Raw genomic sequence first — 21,032 nt, forward strand, 5'->3', positions numbered from 1 at the left:
GTTATATTATAAACATTATTCTTTAACATAGCCAATAGTTAAAGTTGAGGGTGATGTTGAACGAATGTATTTCAAGTGTCCACATTGCTCCACTAAATATACTATTGTTTATTCAAATCATGAGTTTAGGACTAACATAGCTAGAATACAGGTTATTGTAGCTGAGTTAGAAAAGAATGTAGTCAGCAAGGAAAACAAACTAACAGATGAAGAGATTGAAATTTTAATAAACGATTTTGAAAAACTGAAGAAAAGGAATGAAGAAATATCTCAAAAGTATAAAAAGATATACGATAAATGTGATTAAGTCTTAGAAATAAGGCTTTTTATTTTGCTTTTAATCCGTCTTTTTAAGCTTTGAGGTAGACGTAAAAGAAAATAAGCACTCATTAATGTCGTGGACGAACCACGTAAAAAAGCGTATTAAGGAGGAATTATCAATGCCAAATTTAAAAGAAATCATAGGTGAAGAAGCATTTAAAGCTCTTCCAGAGGATGTTAGAAATAAGTATAAGGGAATTGACTTTGTAAATAGTGCTGACTATGTTCCAAAAGAAAGGTTCTCACAGGTAACTACTGAAAAGAATGACTATAAGCAACAACTAGCAGATAGAGATAAGCAGCTTACAACTTTGCAAGAAAAGGTTAAGGATAATGAAGCTTTAACACAGGAATTTGAAAAGCTTAAAACTGCTAATGCTGCCACTGCCGCCGAATATGAAAAAAAACTTGAAGCTATTAAGTTTAATGTAGCTATCAATAATGCGTTAAAAGATAGCAAGGCTAAAGATATCAACTTGATTAAAGCTCTTTTAGATAACAACAAACTTAAAGTAGATGGTGATAATGTCATAGGTCTTAAGGAACAATTAGAGGCTATTAAAAGGGATAGAGATTACTTATTTGAAAAAGAAGTGCCAGGAACAGGCTCATTCCAGACAGGGAAAACAACTACTGGTGGAGATGGAAAAGAGTTAAGTCTAGGAGAGAAACTTGCAAAGAGTAAAACAGATCAAATTAAATCAAGTGAAAATATTAATCAATTTTTTAAATAGGGGGAGTAAATTATGAGACAGAGTTCAAGAACCATAATGGGTGAACAAAAGAATATACTGGCATTAGCAGGTCAGTTATTCCAAAACACTAATATAAAAGTTGTTAAGACAGATGCAACATTAACTAATGGTATATTACCAGTAGGAACTATCGTAGACAAGGATGGAAAGAGTGTTAATACTGCAGAGTTAGGAGCTACAGCTTTTGGAGTTGTGTATGAGGATGTAGATTTTAATAATTCAAAAGGAACCGAGGTTGTACCAGTTACTATATTTGGTTTCATAAAAGAAAGTGCTTTACCAGTTGCACCCGTAGCAGCAGTAAGAACAGCTTTAAAAATGATTCAATTTCTTTAATTTAGAGGAGGAATAAACTATGAATTTGCAAGATTTTATAAGTGCTAAAGAAATAGCATTATATATTCAAAACTTACCACCAAGAACTACAATTGATCAAGCTTTATTTCCTAACACAAAACAATGGGGAACTGAAATAGAACTTGCTAAAGGCTCAAAACAAAAGCCTGTAGCTTTAAGAATGTCTACTTTTGATGTAGCTGTAAAACCAAGAGCTTTAAAGGCTGACTTAAAAATTGATAAGAAAGAATTACCTTTCTTCAAAGAATCAGTTTTAATTAAGGAAAAAGATAGACAGCTTTTAATGATGGCTTTACAAGCTAATAATCAAAACTTAGTAGAACAAATAGTTTCCCAAGTTTATGATAACTATCAATCTCTAGTGGATGGAGCTGGTGTTCAAGCAACGAGAATGAGGGCACAGTTAATTCAAAAGGGTGTAATTAATATTGTTACTGATGATGGAGATATAGTAGTTGATTATGAGGTTCCTGCAGCACACAAAGAAACTCTTACTGGTGAAGCTACTTGGAATAATGGAGGTGCTGATATAGTTGGAGATATTCAAAGATGGCAAACAGCATTAACCGATGAAGGTTATGCAGCTCCAAGCAGAATGCTGCTTACTAAAACTACTTTTGGTTATATATCTCAAAATACAGCTATATTAAATGAATTAAAGGCTCGTAATATGGGAGAGGTTATAGTAACTACTCAAGATATTATAGCTTACCTAAACAGAAAATTAGGAATATCTGTAGGTATCTTAAATGGTACTTTCATAGCTGAAGATGGTACAACTACTATGAATTACTATGAAGATGACTATATAACTTTAATTCCTGATGGTACTGTAGGAAAAACTGTTTATGGAACTACTCCAGAAGAGGCAGATAAAGTTTATGGTACTGGCAAGTTAGATACTCAAATAGTAAACACTGGTGTTGCTATTACTACTATGCTTAAAGAAGATCCTGTTACAGTAGAAACCAAAGTATCACAATTAGTTCTTCCTTCATTCGATAGAGCTGATGAGTGCTTCTTTGCAAAAGTAAAATAGATGAGGGGGCGTATCCCCTGTTCTTTTAGAAGGGAATGAGTTAAGTGGCTGAGGAAAAAAGAGCAGTCAAAGTAAAAGCTAAAATTAACTTAAAATATGATAGGGATATCATAAAGATTGGAGAAGAGTTTGCTGTAAGAAAATCAGATGTAACAGGTATGTCAGAAAAGGGCTACATTGAAACAGTAAGTGAAAAGTAGGTGAAATTTTGGATGATTTAACTTTGTTGAAATTATTAATTCAAGAAAAAAAATATCCTTATTTTACGGATGATGAATTAACAGGATTCCTAGTAATTAACGGTAATAATATTAGGCTAACTGCTGGAAAATTAGTTTTAATGAAAGCTGATGGAGAGAAGAGTATTAAGGTAGGACCTATAACAATAGAGAATCCAGGTCCTGAATATTGGAATAACTTATCTAGGCAATACATTTCTGAGTATCAGCAAGAGAGCGCTTCTAGTGGTTATTACAATACCTCAATGAAAAGAGTTGATGAATAATGTTGGATAAGGAAAGGTTAAGACAGGCAGTTATAAAAGGTGTTTCTCAGATGCCTAGTGAAGCTGTGGTTTATAGAGATGTTTTAAATCAGTATAATGAGCCAGAAGATGAGCCTATTTTAATAACCACGATTACAGGCTTGTTATACGAAAAAGAAAGAGTTATAAATCTTAATTTACAAGATAAAGGAGAAACCTTAGGTAAGTCTTCTACACGCTTCCTAGTTGATTATAACGAAGAATCTTTAAAAGTAAAAACTAGCGATATTTTAAGCATTGGTGATAAAAAATACAGAGTAGTTTACCTCGGTGAAAACTTCGAGGTTTACTTTGACATGGTGGTGCAACTAGATGGGTAGTTTAAGCTTCGATATTGGTGATGTTCTAAAGAATATGGCTGTTATAAATGATAAAGTTGAAAAAGCTACTTATCTTTATGCCGAAACAGCTGGGAAGAAGATAGAGGGAGATGCCAAGAAAAATGCCCATTGGATAGATAGAACAGGATTAACAAGGCAAGGTTTGAATACTAAAGTAGTAAAAACTACAAGTGGTATAGATATAAGGCTATCAAGTCCCACATATCAATTCAAGTATTTAGAATTAGCACATGAAAAGAAATATGCTATTGCATGGCCAACCATTAAAAAATTCAAAGGTGAGGTATTAACTGGTTGGGCAAATGTAATATCAAAAATAAGGTGATAAAATGCTTAGGATATATGACTATTTAAAATCAAAAGAGATAGATGTTTATTTCGTAGGTCAACATAAAGGGGAATGCAAATCACCATATGTAGTTTTAAAAGATGATGGTACAGGAGGGCAAAACGGATCTAATAAGATTGGTGCTCAAACTGTAGATATCATCTTTTTTGTTCCGCAAAATCAATTTACTAAAATTATAAGTTTTAAAAGTACAGTTAAAGTTTACTTAAAAGAATTGAATTTTCTTAGATATACTGGTGTTGAAATGGGTACAATCACAGATGATGAAAAGAAAGCTTTAACATGTAGTATTTTATATCAAATACAAAAAGAATTGGAGGTTTAAACTATGGCAAATGCTGAAACACATGCTTTGGTTAATATAAAAAGAGTAGAGATAATTACAGATGAAGCCACACCTCAAACGTTAACTTGGGATACTGCTAGCGAAGCGGGATATGAACCTATTGTATCTGAAGGTGAAGAAAAAGTGTTAAGAACAAAGAATACAATTCATGCTATTGATAAAACAGAGGATATTCAGTATGGATCAGATATAACACTTACAGACAATAAATTTGCTCCTGAGGTACTTGCAATAATAGATGGTGGAACTTTAAAGAAAGATGCAGAACAAAATATTATTGGATATACACCTCCTGTATCAGGACAGGCAGTTAATAGAAAAACATTCACACTTAATATATATACAGAGGAAAAAGAAGGGGATGAAATTGTAGGATACTTTAAATTCTCTTATCCCAATTGCAAGGGAAAACCTGCAAATTTTACGTTTAAAGATGGAGAATTTACAACACCCGAATTTACTATATCTTCAAGGCCTAAAAACGGTGAAGCTCCATATGATTTAGACATACTAGCGCAATTACCATAGAGAGGGTGTAAATTATGAATGAATTACAAGTAACAAGCTTAGATGAATTAAAAGAAGTAGCCAAAGGGACCATAGTGACTTTACCAGGATGGAATGAGAAACCTTTTGTATGTAGAGTGAAAAGAGTTTCTCTATTAGGTTTAGTTAGTAAGGGAGCAATTCCTAATGCACTTTTAGGAGCAGCTGATAAAGTGTTTAATAAACCAAATGCAGATGTGGATATAAAAGAGCTAGGGAAGCTATTTGATATATTTGCAGAGGAAACACTTATTGAACCAAAATTAAAAGATATAAAGGAATTGAGTTTGGAACTAACTGATGAACAAAAGTTAGTTCTTTTTAATTTCACTCAACAAGGTCTAAAGGCATTAGAGCAGTTTCGTACAGAGCAAACAGGTGTTAAGGATAATAAGATTAGTTGAACAATATAAAAGAGTACCAAGCGAGATTATGGGGATAGATGATCCATATCTCGCTTTTTGTTTTGATGAAGCTATAGCACATATTCAATCGTTTATGTATTACAACGACAAGGGCGTTCTTAAGTGGCGCAAAACTCCACATTGGATTAATGAGAAGAAACAGCAAAATAATTCACAACTCTTTAATTCAATGAAAGAAAATCTTAAGAGGTTTAAAAATACAAAGAGGTGAAATTAAATGGCAAGTATAGCTGGAATAAGTGCAGGGACTGCGGTAGCTGTTCTAACACTTGATTCATCTCCTTTTACAGCTGGTTTAAAATCAGCTAAAGAACATTTGCAAACTTTTTGTGATAGCAATGATACAGCTAAAAGTAGAATTAATGCCTTAGGTAGTGCAGTAAATGCAGTTGGTATTACAATGACTAAAGGTCTTACGGTACCAATATTAGGGGCAGGCGCAGCTGCTATAAAAACAACAGCTGACTTTGATAGTTCTATGAGTAGGGTTAGGGCTATTTCTGGAGCAGTTGGAGAGGACTTTAATAAATTAAGAAACCAAGCTATAGATTTAGGGGCTACTACTTCGTTTAGTGCTAAAGATAATTGGCACACTACAAGGAAACTTGTAGCATAAATAAGTGAGTAAAATCGGTAGAAGCTAAGTTTATGGTAATTTATTATGTCATAAATATGCCAATACCGAGGTAAATATTCAGATTTCGGAAGGCTGAGTATCACCGTAGAGCGTACCTAGTGAATAAATATAATCTAGGCAAGAGTGCTCACCACCTGACCGAGTAAAGTTGAAGGTGAAAATGTACGCCGACACTCCTTTGAAAAGAGGAGAGTATAGGATAAAAAGCCTATATGTAACAGATGAAAGAGGCAGCAGCCGGAATGGAGGCATTAGCTTCAGCTGGTTTCAATGTTAATGAAATAATGGCAGCTATGCCTGGTATGTTAGATTTAGCTGCTAGTGGTGGAATCGATTTAGCAACTGCAGCAGATATAGCATCATCTACACTTAGAGGGTTTGGGCTTGAAGCAAACCAGGCAGCTTATGTAGCGGATGTATTGGCAAGGGCAGCAGCAGATACAAATGCAGGAATAGAAGATACTGGAGAAGCGATGAAGTATGTTGCACCAGTAGCTAGATCAATGGGATTAAGTTTAGAAGAGGTTACTGCGGCTATCGGTGAAATGGCTAATAGTGGTATTCGTGGAAGTCAAGCAGGTACAACATTAAGATCTGCTTTAACAAGGTTAGCAAATCCATCTGGTGAAGCAGGAGAGTTAATGAAAAAATTAGGATTTAGTGCTTATGATTCTACTGGAAAGATGTTGCCTTTAAAAGATATTATAGGGAAACTTCAGGGATCTATGGAAGGATTAAGTGAACAACAACAACAGCAAGCTATAGCTACAATTTTTGGACAAGAAGCAATGAGTGGAATGTTAACCCTGATACAAGCGGGACCCAATGAATTAGATAAACTAACTAATAGCTTTAAAAACTCAGATGGTTCAGCTAAAGAAATGGCTACCACAATGAAAGACAATCTTAAAGGTGCGTGGGATGAATTAACATCAGCAGTTGAAGGTGCAATGATAGCTATAGGAGACAGATTAACTCCAATGCTAAGGACACTTACTGGAACTATAAATAATTTAGTTAACTGGTTCAATGGTCTTTCGGATGCTCAAAAGGATATGGTTATTAAAATAGCATTAATAGTTGCGGCGATAGGACCTGTACTTTTAATTGTAAGTAAAGTGATAGCTGTAGTTGGAGGATTAATAACAGTATTTTCTACGATTAGTGGTGCAATTGCAGTTGTTACGACTGGTGTAGCAGCAGCAACTCCAGCGATAGCAGCATTAGCAAGTGTATTTACAGTACTTACGGGACCAGTAGGAATAGCAATTGCAATTATATCTGCATTTGCAGTAGCTGCTTATTTGGTATATAAAAACTGGGAACCTATAAAGAATTTCTTTATAGATTTATGGACTGGAATTAAAAATACTTTTAGTAGTACATGGGAAAGTATAAAAGCTTATTTAAGCGAAGCTTGGGATAATATCAAAACATATTTAAATGAAGCATGGCAAGGGATAAAGGATAGTTTGAATAGTTTTTGGAAATGGATTAAAGGGTTCTTTGCAAAATGGGGAGTTGAAATATTGGCTATAATAGCTCTTTTTATAGGTATACCTTTACTTATAATAAAACATTGGGACGAAATTCAATCTAAACTATCAGAAGTATGGAATAACATAAAATCAACTGCATCAAATATATGGATAGGAATTAAAGATTTCTTTATAAATCTATTTACTACTATAAAAAATGCTGTTTTAGGTAAGGTTGAAGAAATTAAACAATCACTTATAGATAGATTTGGGACTACATTTAATATATTAGGTATGGCACTCGAAAATCTTAGAAGTGCTTTTTTAGATATATGGGAAGGTATTAAAAACATAGTATTAGGAGCAGTATTAGTTATAATAGATGCTATTAGAGGTGATTGGGATAAGTTAAGAAGTGATTTAGCACAAATATTAGACAATATCAAGGCCACTTTTACAAGTGCATGGATAAGTATTCAAACTGCTATATATCAAATAATGATAGCTATAAAATTAGAACTAACGTTAATATGGATTAACATAAAGTCTTTCTTTATAAATCTATGGAATGAGATTAAAGCTAACTTTGTTGAAATTAGTACATCAATAAAAAATATAGCTATTGAAATATGGACCAATATAATTAACTTTTTAATAAATGTGTGGAATAAAATAAAAAATAATGCGATTGCAGCATGGAATTCTCTTAAGGATAGTGTAACAAATATTATAACTAGTACATCAAACTGGATAAAGAATACTTGGAGTTATATAGTAGAATGGTTTTCTACATTGCCTTCGAGGTTGTATAAAAAGGCTACGGATATGTTTGAAAGTTTTAAAAGTGCTACTAAAATCAAAATTAATGAAACAAAAAATGCTGTAGTGTCAGGAATAGAGACATCTATATCTTATATAGCTAGTTTGCCAGGCAGAATGTATCAGAAAGGTGCTGATATATTTAATTCTTTAAAGAATGGTATATCTAGCACATATTCTAGTATAAAAAGCTCTATAAACAGTGGGATTGATAATGCGATTAACTATATTAAAAATTTACCATTACAGATGTATCAATTTGGAGTGAACATCATGCAAGGTCTTTTAAATGGAATAAAAAATATGATAGGTAAAGTAAAACAAATTGTTGAAAATCTCGCAGAAATGATAACAAAAAAGATAAGGAGTGCATTGGGAATACAGTCACCTTCTGTGGTTATGGAAAAGCTAGGAGGGTATACAGGAGAAGGCTTTGCAGTAGGCTTGCAGGACTCTCTAGGGCTGATAAAAAATGTAGTTAAGAGTATGAGCAGCGAAGTTACTGGAATGGATACAAATGTACCAAGTTCTAAATTGGCTTTAGCAGGAAGTGAATATGGAACAAAGAGAATATCCGAGACATCAACAAGCACTAATAATAATAAGACTACACAACCACTTTTTATAATTGAAAAATTCTATAATAACACTGATAAAGATATTGAAAACTTAGCTTATGAATTAGAATTTTATAGGCAAAGAGTATCAATGGGGAAAGGAGGATCTTAGAGTGATAAGCTTTCAATTTGGAGGCAAAGATAGCTATAACGATTTTGGAATTATAATAACTCAAAGACCCTCTATTCCTTCTCCCAAAAGAAGAATAACTTCAATTGATGTTCCAGGACGTAATAGTTCATTGAATTTTGATGAAAATACATATGAAGATATAACAATAGCAGTAGAATGTACAATCTTAGATGACATTGTAGATAAAGTTGATGATATAAAAGGATGGCTTATAGGTACTGGTGAAAGTAATCTAATATTCACTTATCAACCAAACAAAAAATATATAGGTCAAGTAGTAAATTCTTTTGATATTAAGCAAGCATATAGTTCTTTAAATGAATTCGTAATAATATTCAATTGTAGGCCTTTCAAATATGCAGTAAGCAATTCAGTGATAACAATCAGCACAATTCCAGGAACTATCACGAACCCAGGGACGATCTACTCAGAGCCAATAATAAAAGTTTATGGCAGCGGAGAGGGATCTCTTACAATCAATGGCGTACAGATCCAGTTTACAGGGTTGCTTAATCATATTATTTTAGATAGCACAATTATGGATGCATACAACGACAGCGGCGCAAACCTAAACAGCAAAATGTCTGGAAAGTTTCCAACATTGATCCCAGGAGTGAATAGTATTTCATACACTGGCTGCGTTACTAAAATTGACGTTACACCTTTTTGGAGGTGGTTATAGTTGATATGCGTCTATGATAAAAAGACCACAAAAGGCAATTTTGATAATAATGGCCTGGCGGTCCTTAATGAGTGTATTAAATGCGAGATCACTCATGAGCTCAACGGAGATTATTCTCTCGACCTGGAATATCCCTCAAACTCGAAAAAGGCCCAGTATCTTATAAAATACAATATAATTAAGGCAGCGGGGCAACTCTTTAGAATAATAAAAATCACAAAAGAGAATAAGGACCAAAAAATAATATCTGTTTGGGCCAGGCATATATTTTATGATCTTAATTTTTATTTCATTGAGAACGTTAAGGCGGAGCTTTGCAGCGTTAAAACTGCAATGACAAAGGCGCTCATTGGAGATCTTCCGCTCACTTATACGGTTGGTAGTGATATAGTTCTAGGCAGCACAATTTATTTTGTAGAAGACAACCCAGCCGCAGCAATGTTTAATATTATTAAACGCTGGGGGCGAGGAGAGCTCTTACGTGATAACTTTGATATAAAGATATTACAGAGCATGGGCTCAGATAATGGAGTTACGGTCCGCCGTGGGAAGAATATCGAGGCAATAAAAGTAATAAACGACGCAACGGATATAGTTACAAAAATATATCCTAAAGGAAATAACAACGTAAAATTGACAGAAAAATATATCAGTGTCACTAACTGGGACGGCGAGGATTATCCGCCGTTTCCACTTATTAAGGAGGTAAAGTTTGACGCGGATGACGAGCCGACGCTCAGAACTCTTGCAACAGCAGCAGCGGCAACGATAGGACTTGAAAGATCAACCATAGAGGTTGACATGATTGAGCTTTCTCGAACAGTTGAATATAAAAATTATACTCAGCTTGAAACAATAAGTGTCGGGGATAGTGTAACGATAATTCATGACGACGTTGACGTTAATGTGAAGGTCCCAGTTATAAAAATTATCACTGACGTTTTGACTGGGCTTAATTCAAAGGTTACTTTTGGGCAGCCAAGAAAACCAATGCAAGACCTAAGTGGATTAATTCAAACAATCTCGGATGACCTTGGAAACCAAGTGGCTCAGGCTTTGTCGTCTATGATGTATTATTCTAATGGTCAAACTCTTACAATTGGGACAACGTTGCAGCAGCCTATATATTTGGGAGTTGCTGCGATTGCGGATACTAACCTTTTTTTATCTCTTTCAATGTATGGGACAGCCTCTCAAGCGTGTACTTTGACTATAGAAATACAGCTTGATAATAAAGACATAGTATTCACGCCGAAACAAAAGCTCCAAGCTGGAGATAATGTCGTTGGGATCCCGTTGGGTATTCCACAAGTAGGAGCTGGAGGTCATTACATTGGCGTATTTCTAAAGGTGGACGCTGGAACGTTCACAATTCCAATTTATAACCTTCAAGCAATGGTTGACGGGCGTAATTTACAAGGCGGATTAAGTGCGGAGATTCCTCACGCAGAGGCTAGTTCCACACAATATTACATTAACGTAAAGGGTAGCAGACAAGCGACTGCGACAAGCTTGGAAGTTGCGCAAGCTCCTCCGGTTGGAAACACAACAGGTCAGAGCGTTGCTTATCAAAATGTAAAAGGATCACACGTGACCGCAACAAACGCAAGCGTGACACTAGCTTGATATTAATAATAATAGGAGGAGTAAAATGACTTTTAGAGAGAGTATTGCATATAATAAAGATTTAATGACTGGTCAGAGCTGGGAAGTCAAAAAACAAAAGCCTATGCTGGCTCCAGCGAAAGGGGTTTTTACAGTTGAACTCTTTGACGCAAAGACAGGCGAAAAGACCTACGAGGCAAAAAGCGAAAATAGAATAACCGCAGTGTTATCAAGCGTCGCATTTTATGACGGGATATATAGCAGAATCCTAGACTATAACTCAGTAAATTGTTTGTATAGTACATTTAATATGCTTACTGACGGAGTTGGAATGTGTAACGTAATGTTATTGACTACAGGGGACGTTGCAGAGGACCAATATGATTATTTTACTTGGGGTGGAGTTGTGGGATATGCTGATTTGTTTAACCCTTATTCTGGATCCAATCCACTTAGGGGGACAGTGAACACAAGCGAGAGCACATACACAAGCGCCACTGCGGGTAATGGATTAACAAAAACGTCAACGACGCGCCACTGGGTGGTTGATTTTGGGACAAGTGCTGGAAATGGAACGTTTCAAAGCATTTATTTGACTCCGAGACATAATACTGAGGCCACTGGAATTTATTATCATACGTACTATAGACAAGACAAAAAACTAAAAATAGCTGACGGGGTTTCCGGAAATACTTTGTCGAGCTGCCACGTCGCTTATGACTCAAATTACATTTACGTTCTAAAAAAGGGAACGACAACAGTGAGAGTTTGGGACAAGACAACCCTTTTGGAGACAACAGGCAAAACTCTTGCTGCAAATGCCAATTGTCTTGATTATGACAGCGACTTGTCTTGCTTTTTTGCTCTTGGAACCGACGGATCTATTAAAAAATATGATCAGAATTTCAACGTTTTGGCGACATATTCCAAAAGCAGCAGTTTGAACTCAGTCGGTGGGTACAACCTTGCAAATAGCCAACTTTTTAGAGCTCTTTGTGTGACTTCAAGTAAAATTTTAGTGGCATATCAAGGTAGTGACGGAACGACAACGAGAATGGCCCTTGCTGCTTATAACAAAGACGGTACTTTCAGCAGTGCAATGATGTTAATTACAACGTCTTGCTCGGACGGGTATGTTACGATAACAAAAATCCCTCAAAACAAAATATTGATTCAAAGCTATACAAGTGTATTTTATGTCCTTAATGAGTCAGACTTGAGCGTTTATACAAGTTGGCTCTCAACGTCGTCCACGCTTTGGAACATAAGTAATTACGCATCTTATGGTCATTTTAGATGGGATCCTAGTTTAAATTTAATGATAGCAACCAACGAAAACGGAAGTTATGGATGTTTACAGCTACATTACATGATTCCGGCGGGAGCTCATACACTACTTGCCAGCCCAGTCACTAAGACTCCTACGAATACAATGAAAATTCAATACGATTTAACGGTTGACTATGTTTATCCGTTCGATATGCCTCCGCATTAATAAGATGAATTAATGACAGAAATACAGAGTAAGGGACCAATAAAAAGGTCTTTTTATTTTTTAAGAAAGTAGGTGTTTTATGCCGATAGATTCAAATATATTAAACTTATACTTACAACTAGGAATAGCAGGAGCAACATTGGCAATCTTATTAGTTTTTGTTATTTTGCTTTTTAAATTTATTAGTGAAAACAAAAGAAATAAAACTAATAGTGATACAAGTAGAATAGATAAACTTTGCGATAAGATAGATGCTCTTATATCAAGTAATGCAGAACATACACAAAAGTTAAACGAAGTGTTACTTGCTAATGATAAAGACCAAAAGACTACTATAGGATTATTAGATAAGATTTTAGCAGTAGCTCTTGATACCCAAAGAAGAGTTCTGAGAATTGATGATAGGACATTTACTTGCTTAGGTAATTCAAGAATAAAAGATAAAGAGGAGGAATAGCTTATGGCAAAGTGGATGGGAGATCCAGGCCATGGAGGATATGACCCAGGGGCAGTAGGACCTACAGGATTAGAAGAATCACAGGTTGTATTAAAAGTTATGAAAAGATGGAAAGAAATAATGGAAGCAGCAGGTGAAGAAGTAAGATTGACTAGAAAAGATGATGCATTTATAGGTTTATCTGAAAGAGCTAGACTTGCAAATGAATGGGGGGCTACGTACTTTGTATCAAAACATGAAAATTCATGTTATACAGAAAGTGTTGTAGGCACAGAGGTATTTGCATTCAGTTCTGGAGGACATGGTGAGAAGTTAGCTAATTGTGTACTTGATGATTTAATATGGGCTGGACAAGTCTCTAACAGTAGAGGAGTAAAGTTTGTTAACTTTGCTGTTTTAAGAGAAACTAACATGCCTGCTATATTAATAGAAGGTGACTTCATTAGCAATCGTGGTGCTGAATCTAAAATGAGAACTGATGAATGGATAGAAGCTGAAGCAAGAGCAATAGCTAGAGGTTGCTTAAGATATATAGGCAAAGATTTACCACAGCCAAAAACTACACCAGCTCCTCAACCTGCAAAGCCTTCCAAGCCTATAGAAAACAACACTTATTTTAGAGTTGTTGTCGGTTCATGCAAGGAAAGAGGCAATGCAGAAGAAGTACAAAGAAAGCTCAAACAGGCTGGCTTCGATAGTTTCTTAGTTGCTTTTGAGAAATAGGAGGGATGAATATTATTATGGATATTAAATCAAGATTAAAGAATTATGGTTTATGGATATCAATAGCAGCTTTCATACCTATAATACTTAAGGTTTTTGGTAAAGATGTATTACCAAGCAACTACAATGAAATTGTAACAGCTATATTAAGCATTTTAGTAATGCTAGGGTTGATAAATAATCCAACAAGCGAAAATAGAGGATTTTCAGACGATAAGTAATTTAAAAAGGTAGTCGCATTTTTAGTGTTTTTTCGTGGTTTAGCAACAATTTTGTATGCCATTGAATTAATATTTTTTAATAAAAGGTTAAAGAAATACAAAGAATTAAAAACATATATAAATTTTAACTAACTTTTGTAAAGGAAGAAAAAAGTATATAATTAAATTAATATTAATACAATTTAAGAATATCAGAACCAAAGAATAAATCAGGTGGTTTGAATATGTTACATCAAATGAAGTTAAAACAAGAAGAATTTGATAATATAAAATATCATAACAAAATAGTGGAAGTTCGACTTAATGACGAAAAAAGAAAAAAAATTAATGCTGGGGATAAAATAATTTTTTATAAGATTCCAGAACTAAAAGATACTATTTTAGTATATGTTGAAAAAATATATGTATTTCCGACCTTTAAAGAATTGTACTATAAATTTCCTTCATCATATTTTGGATATGGCGATTTAAATATAGAAGAGATAATAAATAAAATTTATAGTATCTATTCCCCAGAGCAAGAAGAGGAACATGGAGTAGTTGCAATAATGTTTAAGGTAAAAAACGGAAAATATATTCCCTAAGTATTATAATAATAGTAAAGTAATGTTATTTAGTAGGGTGGGGGGATAAGTATGGATGTTATTAAAAGAAAAAGATTTAGTGAAATTAATTTAGAAGATGAGTTTTTTTATACATTAAAAAAAGATTATCCAGGGTTCGATGAGTGGTTTAATAGAAAATCAAAAAATGAGGAAAGTGCGTTCATATTAGAGGATGGTGGTATTCAAGGATTTTTATATTTAAAGGAAGAAAATGATAAGGATACTTCGATAACGCCAAATTTAAAAGAAAAAAGAAGGTTGAAAGTGGGTACGTTTAAAATTAACGCACATGGAACCAAACTTGGTGAAAGGTTTGTTAAAATAATAATCGATGAAATGTTTAAAAATAATTATCAAGAAACATATGTTACAATTTTTGAGAAGCATGATTCTTTAATTAGCTTGTTGTTGAGATATGGATTTGAATATTATGGCACTAAAAGCAGCAAAGCAGGAACTGAAAATGTATATATAAAATATTTAAATAATATATCAGGAGATATACTATTGGATTATCCTAAAATTGATATTAGAAAAAATAAAAAGTTTTTATTATCAATATATCCTGAATATCATACTAGGATGTTCCCAAATTCTCAGCTTAAGACCGAAAAGAATCATGTTATCGAAGATGTTTCTTTTACAAACAGCGTAGAGAAAATATATCTTTCAGGAGACAATCTTAACATATATGAAAAAGGAGATATAGTAGTTATTTATAGAACCGCTGATAAAGGTAAAATGGCTCAATATTCATCAGTTGCAACTTCTATATGCGTTATTGAGGAAATTAGATATATAGACGAGTTTAAAAATTATGATGAATTTTATAAGTATTGTGCTAAACACAGTGTTTTTAAGGAAAATGAGTTAGAATCCTTTTGGAGGACAAAAAGATACAAGTATTTAATTAAGATGTTGTATAATATAGCGTTAAATAAAAGAATTATAAGACAAGATTTAATAGGGAAAATTGGGTTGGATGGAACTCAACGTTGGGTAGCAGTTCCATTGAGTGATGAAAATCTTTTAAGAATATTAGAATTAGGTGATGTAGATGAAAGTTTTATTATCGATTAAACCACAATATGCACAAAAAATATTTACAGGTGAAAAAAGATATGAATATAGAAGAAATTTATTTAAAAGAGAAGATATAGATACTATTGTTGTGTATGTTACAAAGCCAGTAGGAAAAGTTATAGGTGAATTTGAGATTGATAGTATATTAAAAGGAGCTCCAAATTTAATATGGGAAGAAACTAAGCTATATGCTGGAATCGATGAAAATGCATATTTAGAGTATTTTTCGGAAAGAGAAACTGGATTTGCTATTGCTATAAAAAAGACTAAAGTATATAAAGAGCCATTAGAATTAGTGGAATTAAATCCTAAAATAAAGTGTCCTCCCCAGTCTTTTATGTATCTTTAAGAGGAGAGTTGTAATTAAGAGTTGTAATTATTAGATATTGTTTTTGATAAAAAAATTATCTTTGTAACAGGTATACATGGTATTGCAAAAATTACACTGTGCAAATCATACTAAAAAAAGCTCTAGAGTAATTCCGGAGCTTTTTAGTAGTTTAAAATTGAAATATAGAATAGAGAACCAAAGAAACCTAATAAAAATAAGAACGAAAGTAGTACTAGTAAATCTATTCTAATAAAACTTTTCTTTTTCATATTCTCACCTCAGTTAAATTATTATCATTTAGAGGAATTTAATAACAAGAATGGAATATATAGATAATAATAGTTTAGGAGGTTATTTATGAAAATAGATTTTAATTATGAAAAAATTCTGGTATTACTAAGAACTCTAAGAAGTAAGTACGCAAATCTGAAAGCTTTTTATGTAGAAAATCCTGATATAGAAGCTATGATTACTCCTGAGGAAGTTAGAGGAGTATACTTTTGTATTTAAAAATTGTATGGAGCTGAATTGGAATATATAAAGATATGAGAAAACCCACAGAGTTGGCTGAAATGGTGATTTTGCAGGTGTTTTTTTATTTATTGAGGGTTAATATTACAAATAATACATAATATTACCTATAGTATCTTTTTTGTGTTTGTAGAATAACAAATAAATTTGAAGAACTAAACTAATATTAAAATAATGTAAAACCATATACAATTATGTTGATAGACTAGAGTAGAGATTAATTGGATGTCTTGTTTAAAATAGAGAAGTGGCAATATAGAATATATAAATGTATTTATAATAATATGTAATGGGGGGGATAATTTGTCTTATAGTAGTGAAGATTTATATAAATGGTTTAACAAATTTACACATATTAAATTATATCAAATAGTTGAAGATGCAAAGGAAAAGGGAACACTTAATAATAAAGAATGTAGTGTATTAAATACTCTAGCTTCATTCAGTAGAAAGGGTGAGAGACCTTCTTCCAAACAAATAGAGTATGCTATGAAAATTATAGAAAAATACCATAATGAAAGAGATAGCCTGTTCAAAGAAACGGAGCCTATATTAATGAATGAAACATCAAATTCTGTTAGTCATCTAACAGTGAGACTTGCTTGGCATGATAATAAGTGGAATGGCAAGGTGTGTAGTAGTCCAGAATCAAATGATTATTGTATTGGAGAGCACTCTCTTTTATCTGAGAGATTAAGGACACGAAGAAAAATAGATATAGAATCCAATTTCTGTAACTGTAGCATTGATAAAACTTTAGAAGCAAAGTATCAGCCACCATGCTATTGGGGAATAAATGCTTTTGGTAATACAAATGTTGAAGTTGAACACGATAACCCCGCTGCACCAAATGTAAAACATATTAGAGAAAAATTACCACCATATTCAGTATTCACGTGGCCATTTAAATTATCATTTGTACGTGATGAAAGTGGTGCAAATAAATACGGCAAGTATTTTCCAGATAAGATATTTGAAAATAGAATTTCACATTTTCAGTCAAAGTTCAAAGAGAAGAAAACCATTGTATTTCTCTATACTAATTATGATAATCCTGTTTCTTGCGATGAGCAAAAATATTTAATTGTTGGGTGTGCTTTGCTAAAAGATAGAGGGCAAAAACAGTATTTTGATATTTGTCCGGAAGAATTAAAAAAGTTGAGAAAAAAACCAGGTGCTCAAAACTTTCCTACAATGAATTGGGCTTTGAGATATACTTTGGATTTCCCTGAAAATGGGATTTTATTGCCATACCATGAATACATTAAATTAGAAGAAAAAAATCTAAATGGCGAAAAAGAATATCTTAGCCAGATTAAAGTAACAATTGATGAACCAGAATTGACTAGTGGATTTAAATATGTTGCTATGGATATAGGAAACGATCAATCTATATTTATATTAACAAAAATTAGAAGAAGCCTTCTAATTATTAAAGAGCATAATATTATTGATGGGTTTGACACCGATACTGCAATTAAAACTATAGATAATATGTTGAGCATGTGTTGGAATCAACGAGGCCATTTTCCAGGTTTTGCGAGATTAGCGCGTGTACTGCTTGAACTTAGACAGGGTGAAAAGCCAATTTTAGATAATTTTATTAACTTACTTCAAGAAAAAGAGGGTAAAGATTACTTTGAGAGATTGATTGAAATGCTTGATTGTCCAGATAACATAGAAAATGAATATACTGAATATGAAGATATTCTTTGGGATATTCATGATTCTATTGAAGACCATAATGTTAAATGTTATGATTTCCTTAGACTTGCTATGTTAGACCTAACATATCAGCAGTTTAAGGCAATAGTTAATGATAAAAAGTTATCATTAAAAGATGTTTGTGAGAATCCTTATATTTTATATGAGGATTATGAAGCGTCACCTACTGAAGATTCCATAAGTGGCGATGTAATAGATGGCAAAATTGATTTGTATAAGATTGATATAGCATTTTTCCCTATCTCAGATTACATCAAGAAAGTTAGAAAGCTACAAAATATCAAAGTTGACGACCCACGAAGAATTAGAGCATTAATAATTTTTATACTAAAATCTCTTGAAAATAAGGGTGACTGTTATGAAGAGGCAGAAATAATACTTGAGAAAATAAAAAACTATCCTTTGTTTTACAAGATGGATTCTGAGTTAAATGTCAATCAAAACCTTAGAAATCTAGAGGATAAATATAGGGAGCATCTTGCAAAAAAAATAACCATAATTAAAGATAAGAATGGTGTACACTCATATTATTATTTAAATGAGATTTATGATGCAGAACAATATATAAAAAGTACAATTAAAAATATATTAGATTTACCAAATAACGATGATTTGAAGGTCAATATGGATGAAACTATTCGTCAAACTGCCGAAAAACTATCATCAGAACGTAAAGATAGATTTGATAAAGATACATTTATTAGAGAGCATATTAAACTATACTTAAATATATTTAGAAAAAGACTATTTGTTTTAACTGGTTCTCCTGGAGCTGGCAAATCCTATGAGTTATTACGTGTTATTACTAAATTGAAGGAGAATTATAAAACATATTTATTATTAACCCCTACTGGAAAAGCAGCATTAAGACTGAAGACTGATTCAACATTTAAAAACATAACAGCTATGACAATAGATAAATACTTGAGTAATGATGAAGATTTGTTGTATGAAAATATCATTATAGATGAGATGTCAATGGTTGACCTTGTTAAGTTTAAAGACGTTTTACAAAAACTTAATCTAAAGGAAAGAAGTTTTAAAAGGTTAATTTTGGTTGGAGACCAATATCAGTTACCACCTATAGGATATGGAAAGGTTTTTGTTGACATCATTGAATTTATTAAATTAGATAAAAAGTATATTAACAATCATGCATCACTTACAGTAGATTGTAGGCAAGAAACAGATTCTATGATTTTGGACTTGGCAAATGTTTTTTCTGGTAAGAGTAAGAACCATGAAGAACTTTTATATAAAATAAAAAATCTAGGTCAAATCTCTTCAGGCTTATATATAAACTACTGGAGTGATAGAAATGAGTTACAAGATAAAATAACTGACCACTTTAAGTTTTTATTTGAAGAAAAACATGGAGGTAAATCACGTAATTTAACATCTATAATAGACGGTTTACTTGGGTTTGATAGTGCAGCAAACCGCGATGAGTCAGCCATTAGTGATAAGTTTAACTTGGAGGCATTCCAAATAATATCTCCTTATAGAACTGGATTCTATGGAACTTTGGGGTTAAATAATTATTTGCAAAATTATTTTAGAGATACTGATAACTCATCAGATATGTTTAGACATGGAGATAAAGTTATACTAACAAAAAATATATATGAAAAAGGAAAACTTATCGTTTCTAATGGGTCAATTGGTTTAACATTAAAGCGTGGGAAGTATGTGAAGCATTACTTTCCTGAGTATGGAAGTCCTGATAGGTTTGATTTTGAAAAGCTAGAACTTGGCTATGCAATTACTGTGCATAAATCTCAAGGTAGTGGATTTAACCATGTATTTGTTATAATACCTAATAAAAAAGCATTATTATCCAGAGAGTTATTGTATACTGCCCTAACCCGTTCAAGGAATACTTTGTCTATTTTCATTTATAATGATGAAAAGAATGATATTGCGGATTTATTTGAAGAAATAAGGAATCGTTCATACGTTTACCATAGAAGGACATCAATTTTCCAAAATCCATCTTTTAATGATACCTATATACCAGCTGATGGTGTAAGTGTAAAATCAAGAGTAGAATACATTATTTATAAAAAATTAGAGGAGTACCAAAATACACGAGGAGGATTCCGGTTTAAATATGAAGAAGTGTATCAACTTAATAATGGAAAATTTGATATCAAGCCCGATTTCACTATAGAATTATTATCGGGAAGAAAAATTTATTGGGAACACTTGGGGAAATTGACTGATAAAACATATAGTGATAATTGGAAAAATAGACTTGAGATTTATAAACAAAAGGGTGAAGTAGAGAATCTTATTACTACTGATGAATTAAACGGTATATGTGATGAAAAAATTTCAAAAATAATTGAAGATATATTAAGTGAAAACTTCAAAGGTGATAATGGTTCTTTTTGGTATTCAAAATATCACTACTCCTTAAACAAAGTATAGTTTGCAACCATAGGTACAGACATTATAGGTATTTCTTTGTAATTTTAAAGGGCGTATACGTTTTAGCAGAAGTTCTATACAATTTAGCGACATTAAAATCAATAACTCTATTGAAAAAACCGCTAAATTGTATCAAAGTTATAGTTATTAGACATTGAAACCCTCTATGTTAATTATTATAAATATTGCTGTCAGGACTTGTTTAGTTTTATTGAATCAATAAAAGTAGCAGCTGACATGAGGTGAATTAATTAACATAATTTGTTGTAATTTTTACAAAAGATTATAAAGATTTTTCTATAATTATGCTATGTGCATTTTAAATAACAGAATAGAAGAAAACACACAATAGTGAATTTAATTGTTGATATTACATTTACTTCTATAGAAACAAAAATTGCTTGAAGATTAATCTAGTTACCAGAGAATAGTAAGAT

General features: G+C 32.6%; 25 protein-coding genes. All 25 read left to right on the forward strand.

Translation table 11 applies throughout. The features are described 5' to 3' along the window. The first annotated feature begins 64 nt into the window (after window positions 1-64). Window positions 65-307 (forward strand): hypothetical protein, encoded by a 243-nt coding sequence (locus tag CPJCM30710_RS12480; RefSeq protein ID WP_212904504.1) that lies wholly within the window; start codon window positions 65-67, stop codon window positions 305-307. A gap of 133 nt (window positions 308-440) precedes the next feature. Next, window positions 441-1,055 carry a phage scaffolding protein gene (locus tag CPJCM30710_RS12485; RefSeq protein WP_212904505.1) on the forward strand — a complete coding sequence of 205 codons (615 nt, stop codon included), beginning with the start codon at window positions 441-443 and terminating at the stop codon, window positions 1,053-1,055. Between the two features lie 12 nt (window positions 1,056-1,067). Next, window positions 1,068-1,412, forward strand: coding sequence for a hypothetical protein (locus CPJCM30710_RS12490; protein ID WP_212904506.1), 345 nt, complete (start codon window positions 1,068-1,070; stop codon window positions 1,410-1,412). A gap of 19 nt (window positions 1,413-1,431) precedes the next feature. Beyond that, a complete protein-coding gene (locus CPJCM30710_RS12495) occupies window positions 1,432-2,472 on the forward strand; it encodes a major capsid protein (protein ID WP_212904507.1) in 1,041 nt (346 codons plus the stop codon). 44 nt (window positions 2,473-2,516) lie between these two features. Beyond that, on the forward strand, window positions 2,517-2,672 hold the full coding sequence (locus CPJCM30710_RS12500) for a DUF7210 family protein (protein ID WP_212904508.1): 156 nt from the start codon (window positions 2,517-2,519) through the stop codon (window positions 2,670-2,672). Between the two features lie 8 nt (window positions 2,673-2,680). Next, window positions 2,681-2,977 (forward strand): hypothetical protein, encoded by a 297-nt coding sequence (locus tag CPJCM30710_RS12505; protein WP_212904509.1) that lies wholly within the window; start codon window positions 2,681-2,683, stop codon window positions 2,975-2,977. After that, the gene (locus tag CPJCM30710_RS12510; protein WP_212904510.1) at window positions 2,977-3,336 is read left to right on the forward strand and encodes a hypothetical protein; all 360 of its coding nucleotides are present in this window, start codon (window positions 2,977-2,979) and stop codon (window positions 3,334-3,336) included. Before CPJCM30710_RS12505 ends, CPJCM30710_RS12510 begins: the two co-directional genes overlap by 1 nt. Continuing rightward, window positions 3,329-3,682: a hypothetical protein gene (locus CPJCM30710_RS12515; protein WP_212904511.1), complete on the forward strand. Its 354-nt coding sequence runs from the start codon at window positions 3,329-3,331 to the stop codon at window positions 3,680-3,682. Before CPJCM30710_RS12510 ends, CPJCM30710_RS12515 begins: the two co-directional genes overlap by 8 nt. A gap of 4 nt (window positions 3,683-3,686) precedes the next feature. Beyond that, window positions 3,687-4,031: a hypothetical protein gene (locus CPJCM30710_RS12520; RefSeq protein WP_212904512.1), complete on the forward strand. Its 345-nt coding sequence runs from the start codon at window positions 3,687-3,689 to the stop codon at window positions 4,029-4,031. A 3-nt stretch (window positions 4,032-4,034) separates the two neighbouring features. Beyond that, window positions 4,035-4,580 carry a hypothetical protein gene (locus CPJCM30710_RS12525; protein ID WP_212904513.1) on the forward strand — a complete coding sequence of 182 codons (546 nt, stop codon included), beginning with the start codon at window positions 4,035-4,037 and terminating at the stop codon, window positions 4,578-4,580. Window positions 4,581-4,594: 14 nt separating this feature from the next. Beyond that, the gene (locus CPJCM30710_RS12530; protein ID WP_212904514.1) at window positions 4,595-5,002 is read left to right on the forward strand and encodes an esterase; all 408 of its coding nucleotides are present in this window, start codon (window positions 4,595-4,597) and stop codon (window positions 5,000-5,002) included. Between the two features lie 28 nt (window positions 5,003-5,030). Next, window positions 5,031-5,234, forward strand: coding sequence for a hypothetical protein (locus CPJCM30710_RS12535; RefSeq protein ID WP_212904515.1), 204 nt, complete (start codon window positions 5,031-5,033; stop codon window positions 5,232-5,234). Window positions 5,235-5,240: 6 nt separating this feature from the next. Then, entirely contained in the window at window positions 5,241-5,639 is a 399-nt protein-coding gene (locus tag CPJCM30710_RS12540; RefSeq protein WP_212904516.1) for a phage tail tape measure protein, read from the forward strand. Window positions 5,640-5,881: 242 nt separating this feature from the next. Next, the gene (locus CPJCM30710_RS12545; protein ID WP_281413984.1) at window positions 5,882-8,686 is read left to right on the forward strand and encodes a phage tail tape measure protein; all 2,805 of its coding nucleotides are present in this window, start codon (window positions 5,882-5,884) and stop codon (window positions 8,684-8,686) included. Between the two features lies 1 nt (window position 8,687). Next, window positions 8,688-9,389, forward strand: a complete 702-nt coding sequence (locus tag CPJCM30710_RS12550) for a distal tail protein Dit (RefSeq protein ID WP_212904518.1) — start codon at window positions 8,688-8,690, stop codon at window positions 9,387-9,389. Next, the gene (locus tag CPJCM30710_RS12555) at window positions 9,390-11,015 is read left to right on the forward strand and encodes a phage tail spike protein (RefSeq protein WP_212904519.1); all 1,626 of its coding nucleotides are present in this window, start codon (window positions 9,390-9,392) and stop codon (window positions 11,013-11,015) included. A 25-nt stretch (window positions 11,016-11,040) separates the two neighbouring features. Beyond that, the gene (locus CPJCM30710_RS12560; RefSeq protein ID WP_212904520.1) at window positions 11,041-12,489 is read left to right on the forward strand and encodes a WD40 repeat domain-containing protein; all 1,449 of its coding nucleotides are present in this window, start codon (window positions 11,041-11,043) and stop codon (window positions 12,487-12,489) included. Between the two features lie 79 nt (window positions 12,490-12,568). After that, window positions 12,569-12,946: a hypothetical protein gene (locus tag CPJCM30710_RS12565; protein ID WP_212904521.1), complete on the forward strand. Its 378-nt coding sequence runs from the start codon at window positions 12,569-12,571 to the stop codon at window positions 12,944-12,946. Window positions 12,947-12,949: 3 nt separating this feature from the next. Continuing rightward, the gene (locus CPJCM30710_RS12570) at window positions 12,950-13,669 is read left to right on the forward strand and encodes an N-acetylmuramoyl-L-alanine amidase (RefSeq protein WP_212904522.1); all 720 of its coding nucleotides are present in this window, start codon (window positions 12,950-12,952) and stop codon (window positions 13,667-13,669) included. Window positions 13,670-13,686: 17 nt separating this feature from the next. Continuing rightward, the gene (locus CPJCM30710_RS12575; RefSeq protein WP_212904523.1) at window positions 13,687-13,890 is read left to right on the forward strand and encodes a phage holin; all 204 of its coding nucleotides are present in this window, start codon (window positions 13,687-13,689) and stop codon (window positions 13,888-13,890) included. Window positions 13,891-14,114: 224 nt separating this feature from the next. Continuing rightward, window positions 14,115-14,474 (forward strand): ASCH domain-containing protein, encoded by a 360-nt coding sequence (locus CPJCM30710_RS12580; protein WP_212904524.1) that lies wholly within the window; start codon window positions 14,115-14,117, stop codon window positions 14,472-14,474. Between the two features lie 51 nt (window positions 14,475-14,525). Then, complete coding sequence (locus CPJCM30710_RS12585) at window positions 14,526-15,575, forward strand: hypothetical protein (RefSeq protein WP_212904525.1); 1,050 nt, start codon at window positions 14,526-14,528, stop codon at window positions 15,573-15,575. Continuing rightward, window positions 15,553-15,927, forward strand: coding sequence for an ASCH domain-containing protein (locus CPJCM30710_RS12590; RefSeq protein WP_212904526.1), 375 nt, complete (start codon window positions 15,553-15,555; stop codon window positions 15,925-15,927). The genes CPJCM30710_RS12585 and CPJCM30710_RS12590 overlap by 23 nt, the downstream gene beginning before the upstream one ends. 339 nt (window positions 15,928-16,266) lie before the next feature. Further along, on the forward strand, window positions 16,267-16,419 hold the full coding sequence (locus CPJCM30710_RS12595) for a hypothetical protein (protein WP_212904527.1): 153 nt from the start codon (window positions 16,267-16,269) through the stop codon (window positions 16,417-16,419). Window positions 16,420-16,743: 324 nt separating this feature from the next. Next, window positions 16,744-20,595: an AAA family ATPase gene (locus CPJCM30710_RS12600; protein WP_212904528.1), complete on the forward strand. Its 3,852-nt coding sequence runs from the start codon at window positions 16,744-16,746 to the stop codon at window positions 20,593-20,595. Window positions 20,596-21,032 lie beyond the last annotated feature (437 nt).

The organism is Clostridium polyendosporum, assembly GCF_018332455.1.
In the GTDB taxonomy this organism is placed as follows: Bacteria; Bacillota; Clostridia; order Clostridiales; family Clostridiaceae; genus Clostridium_AY; species Clostridium_AY polyendosporum.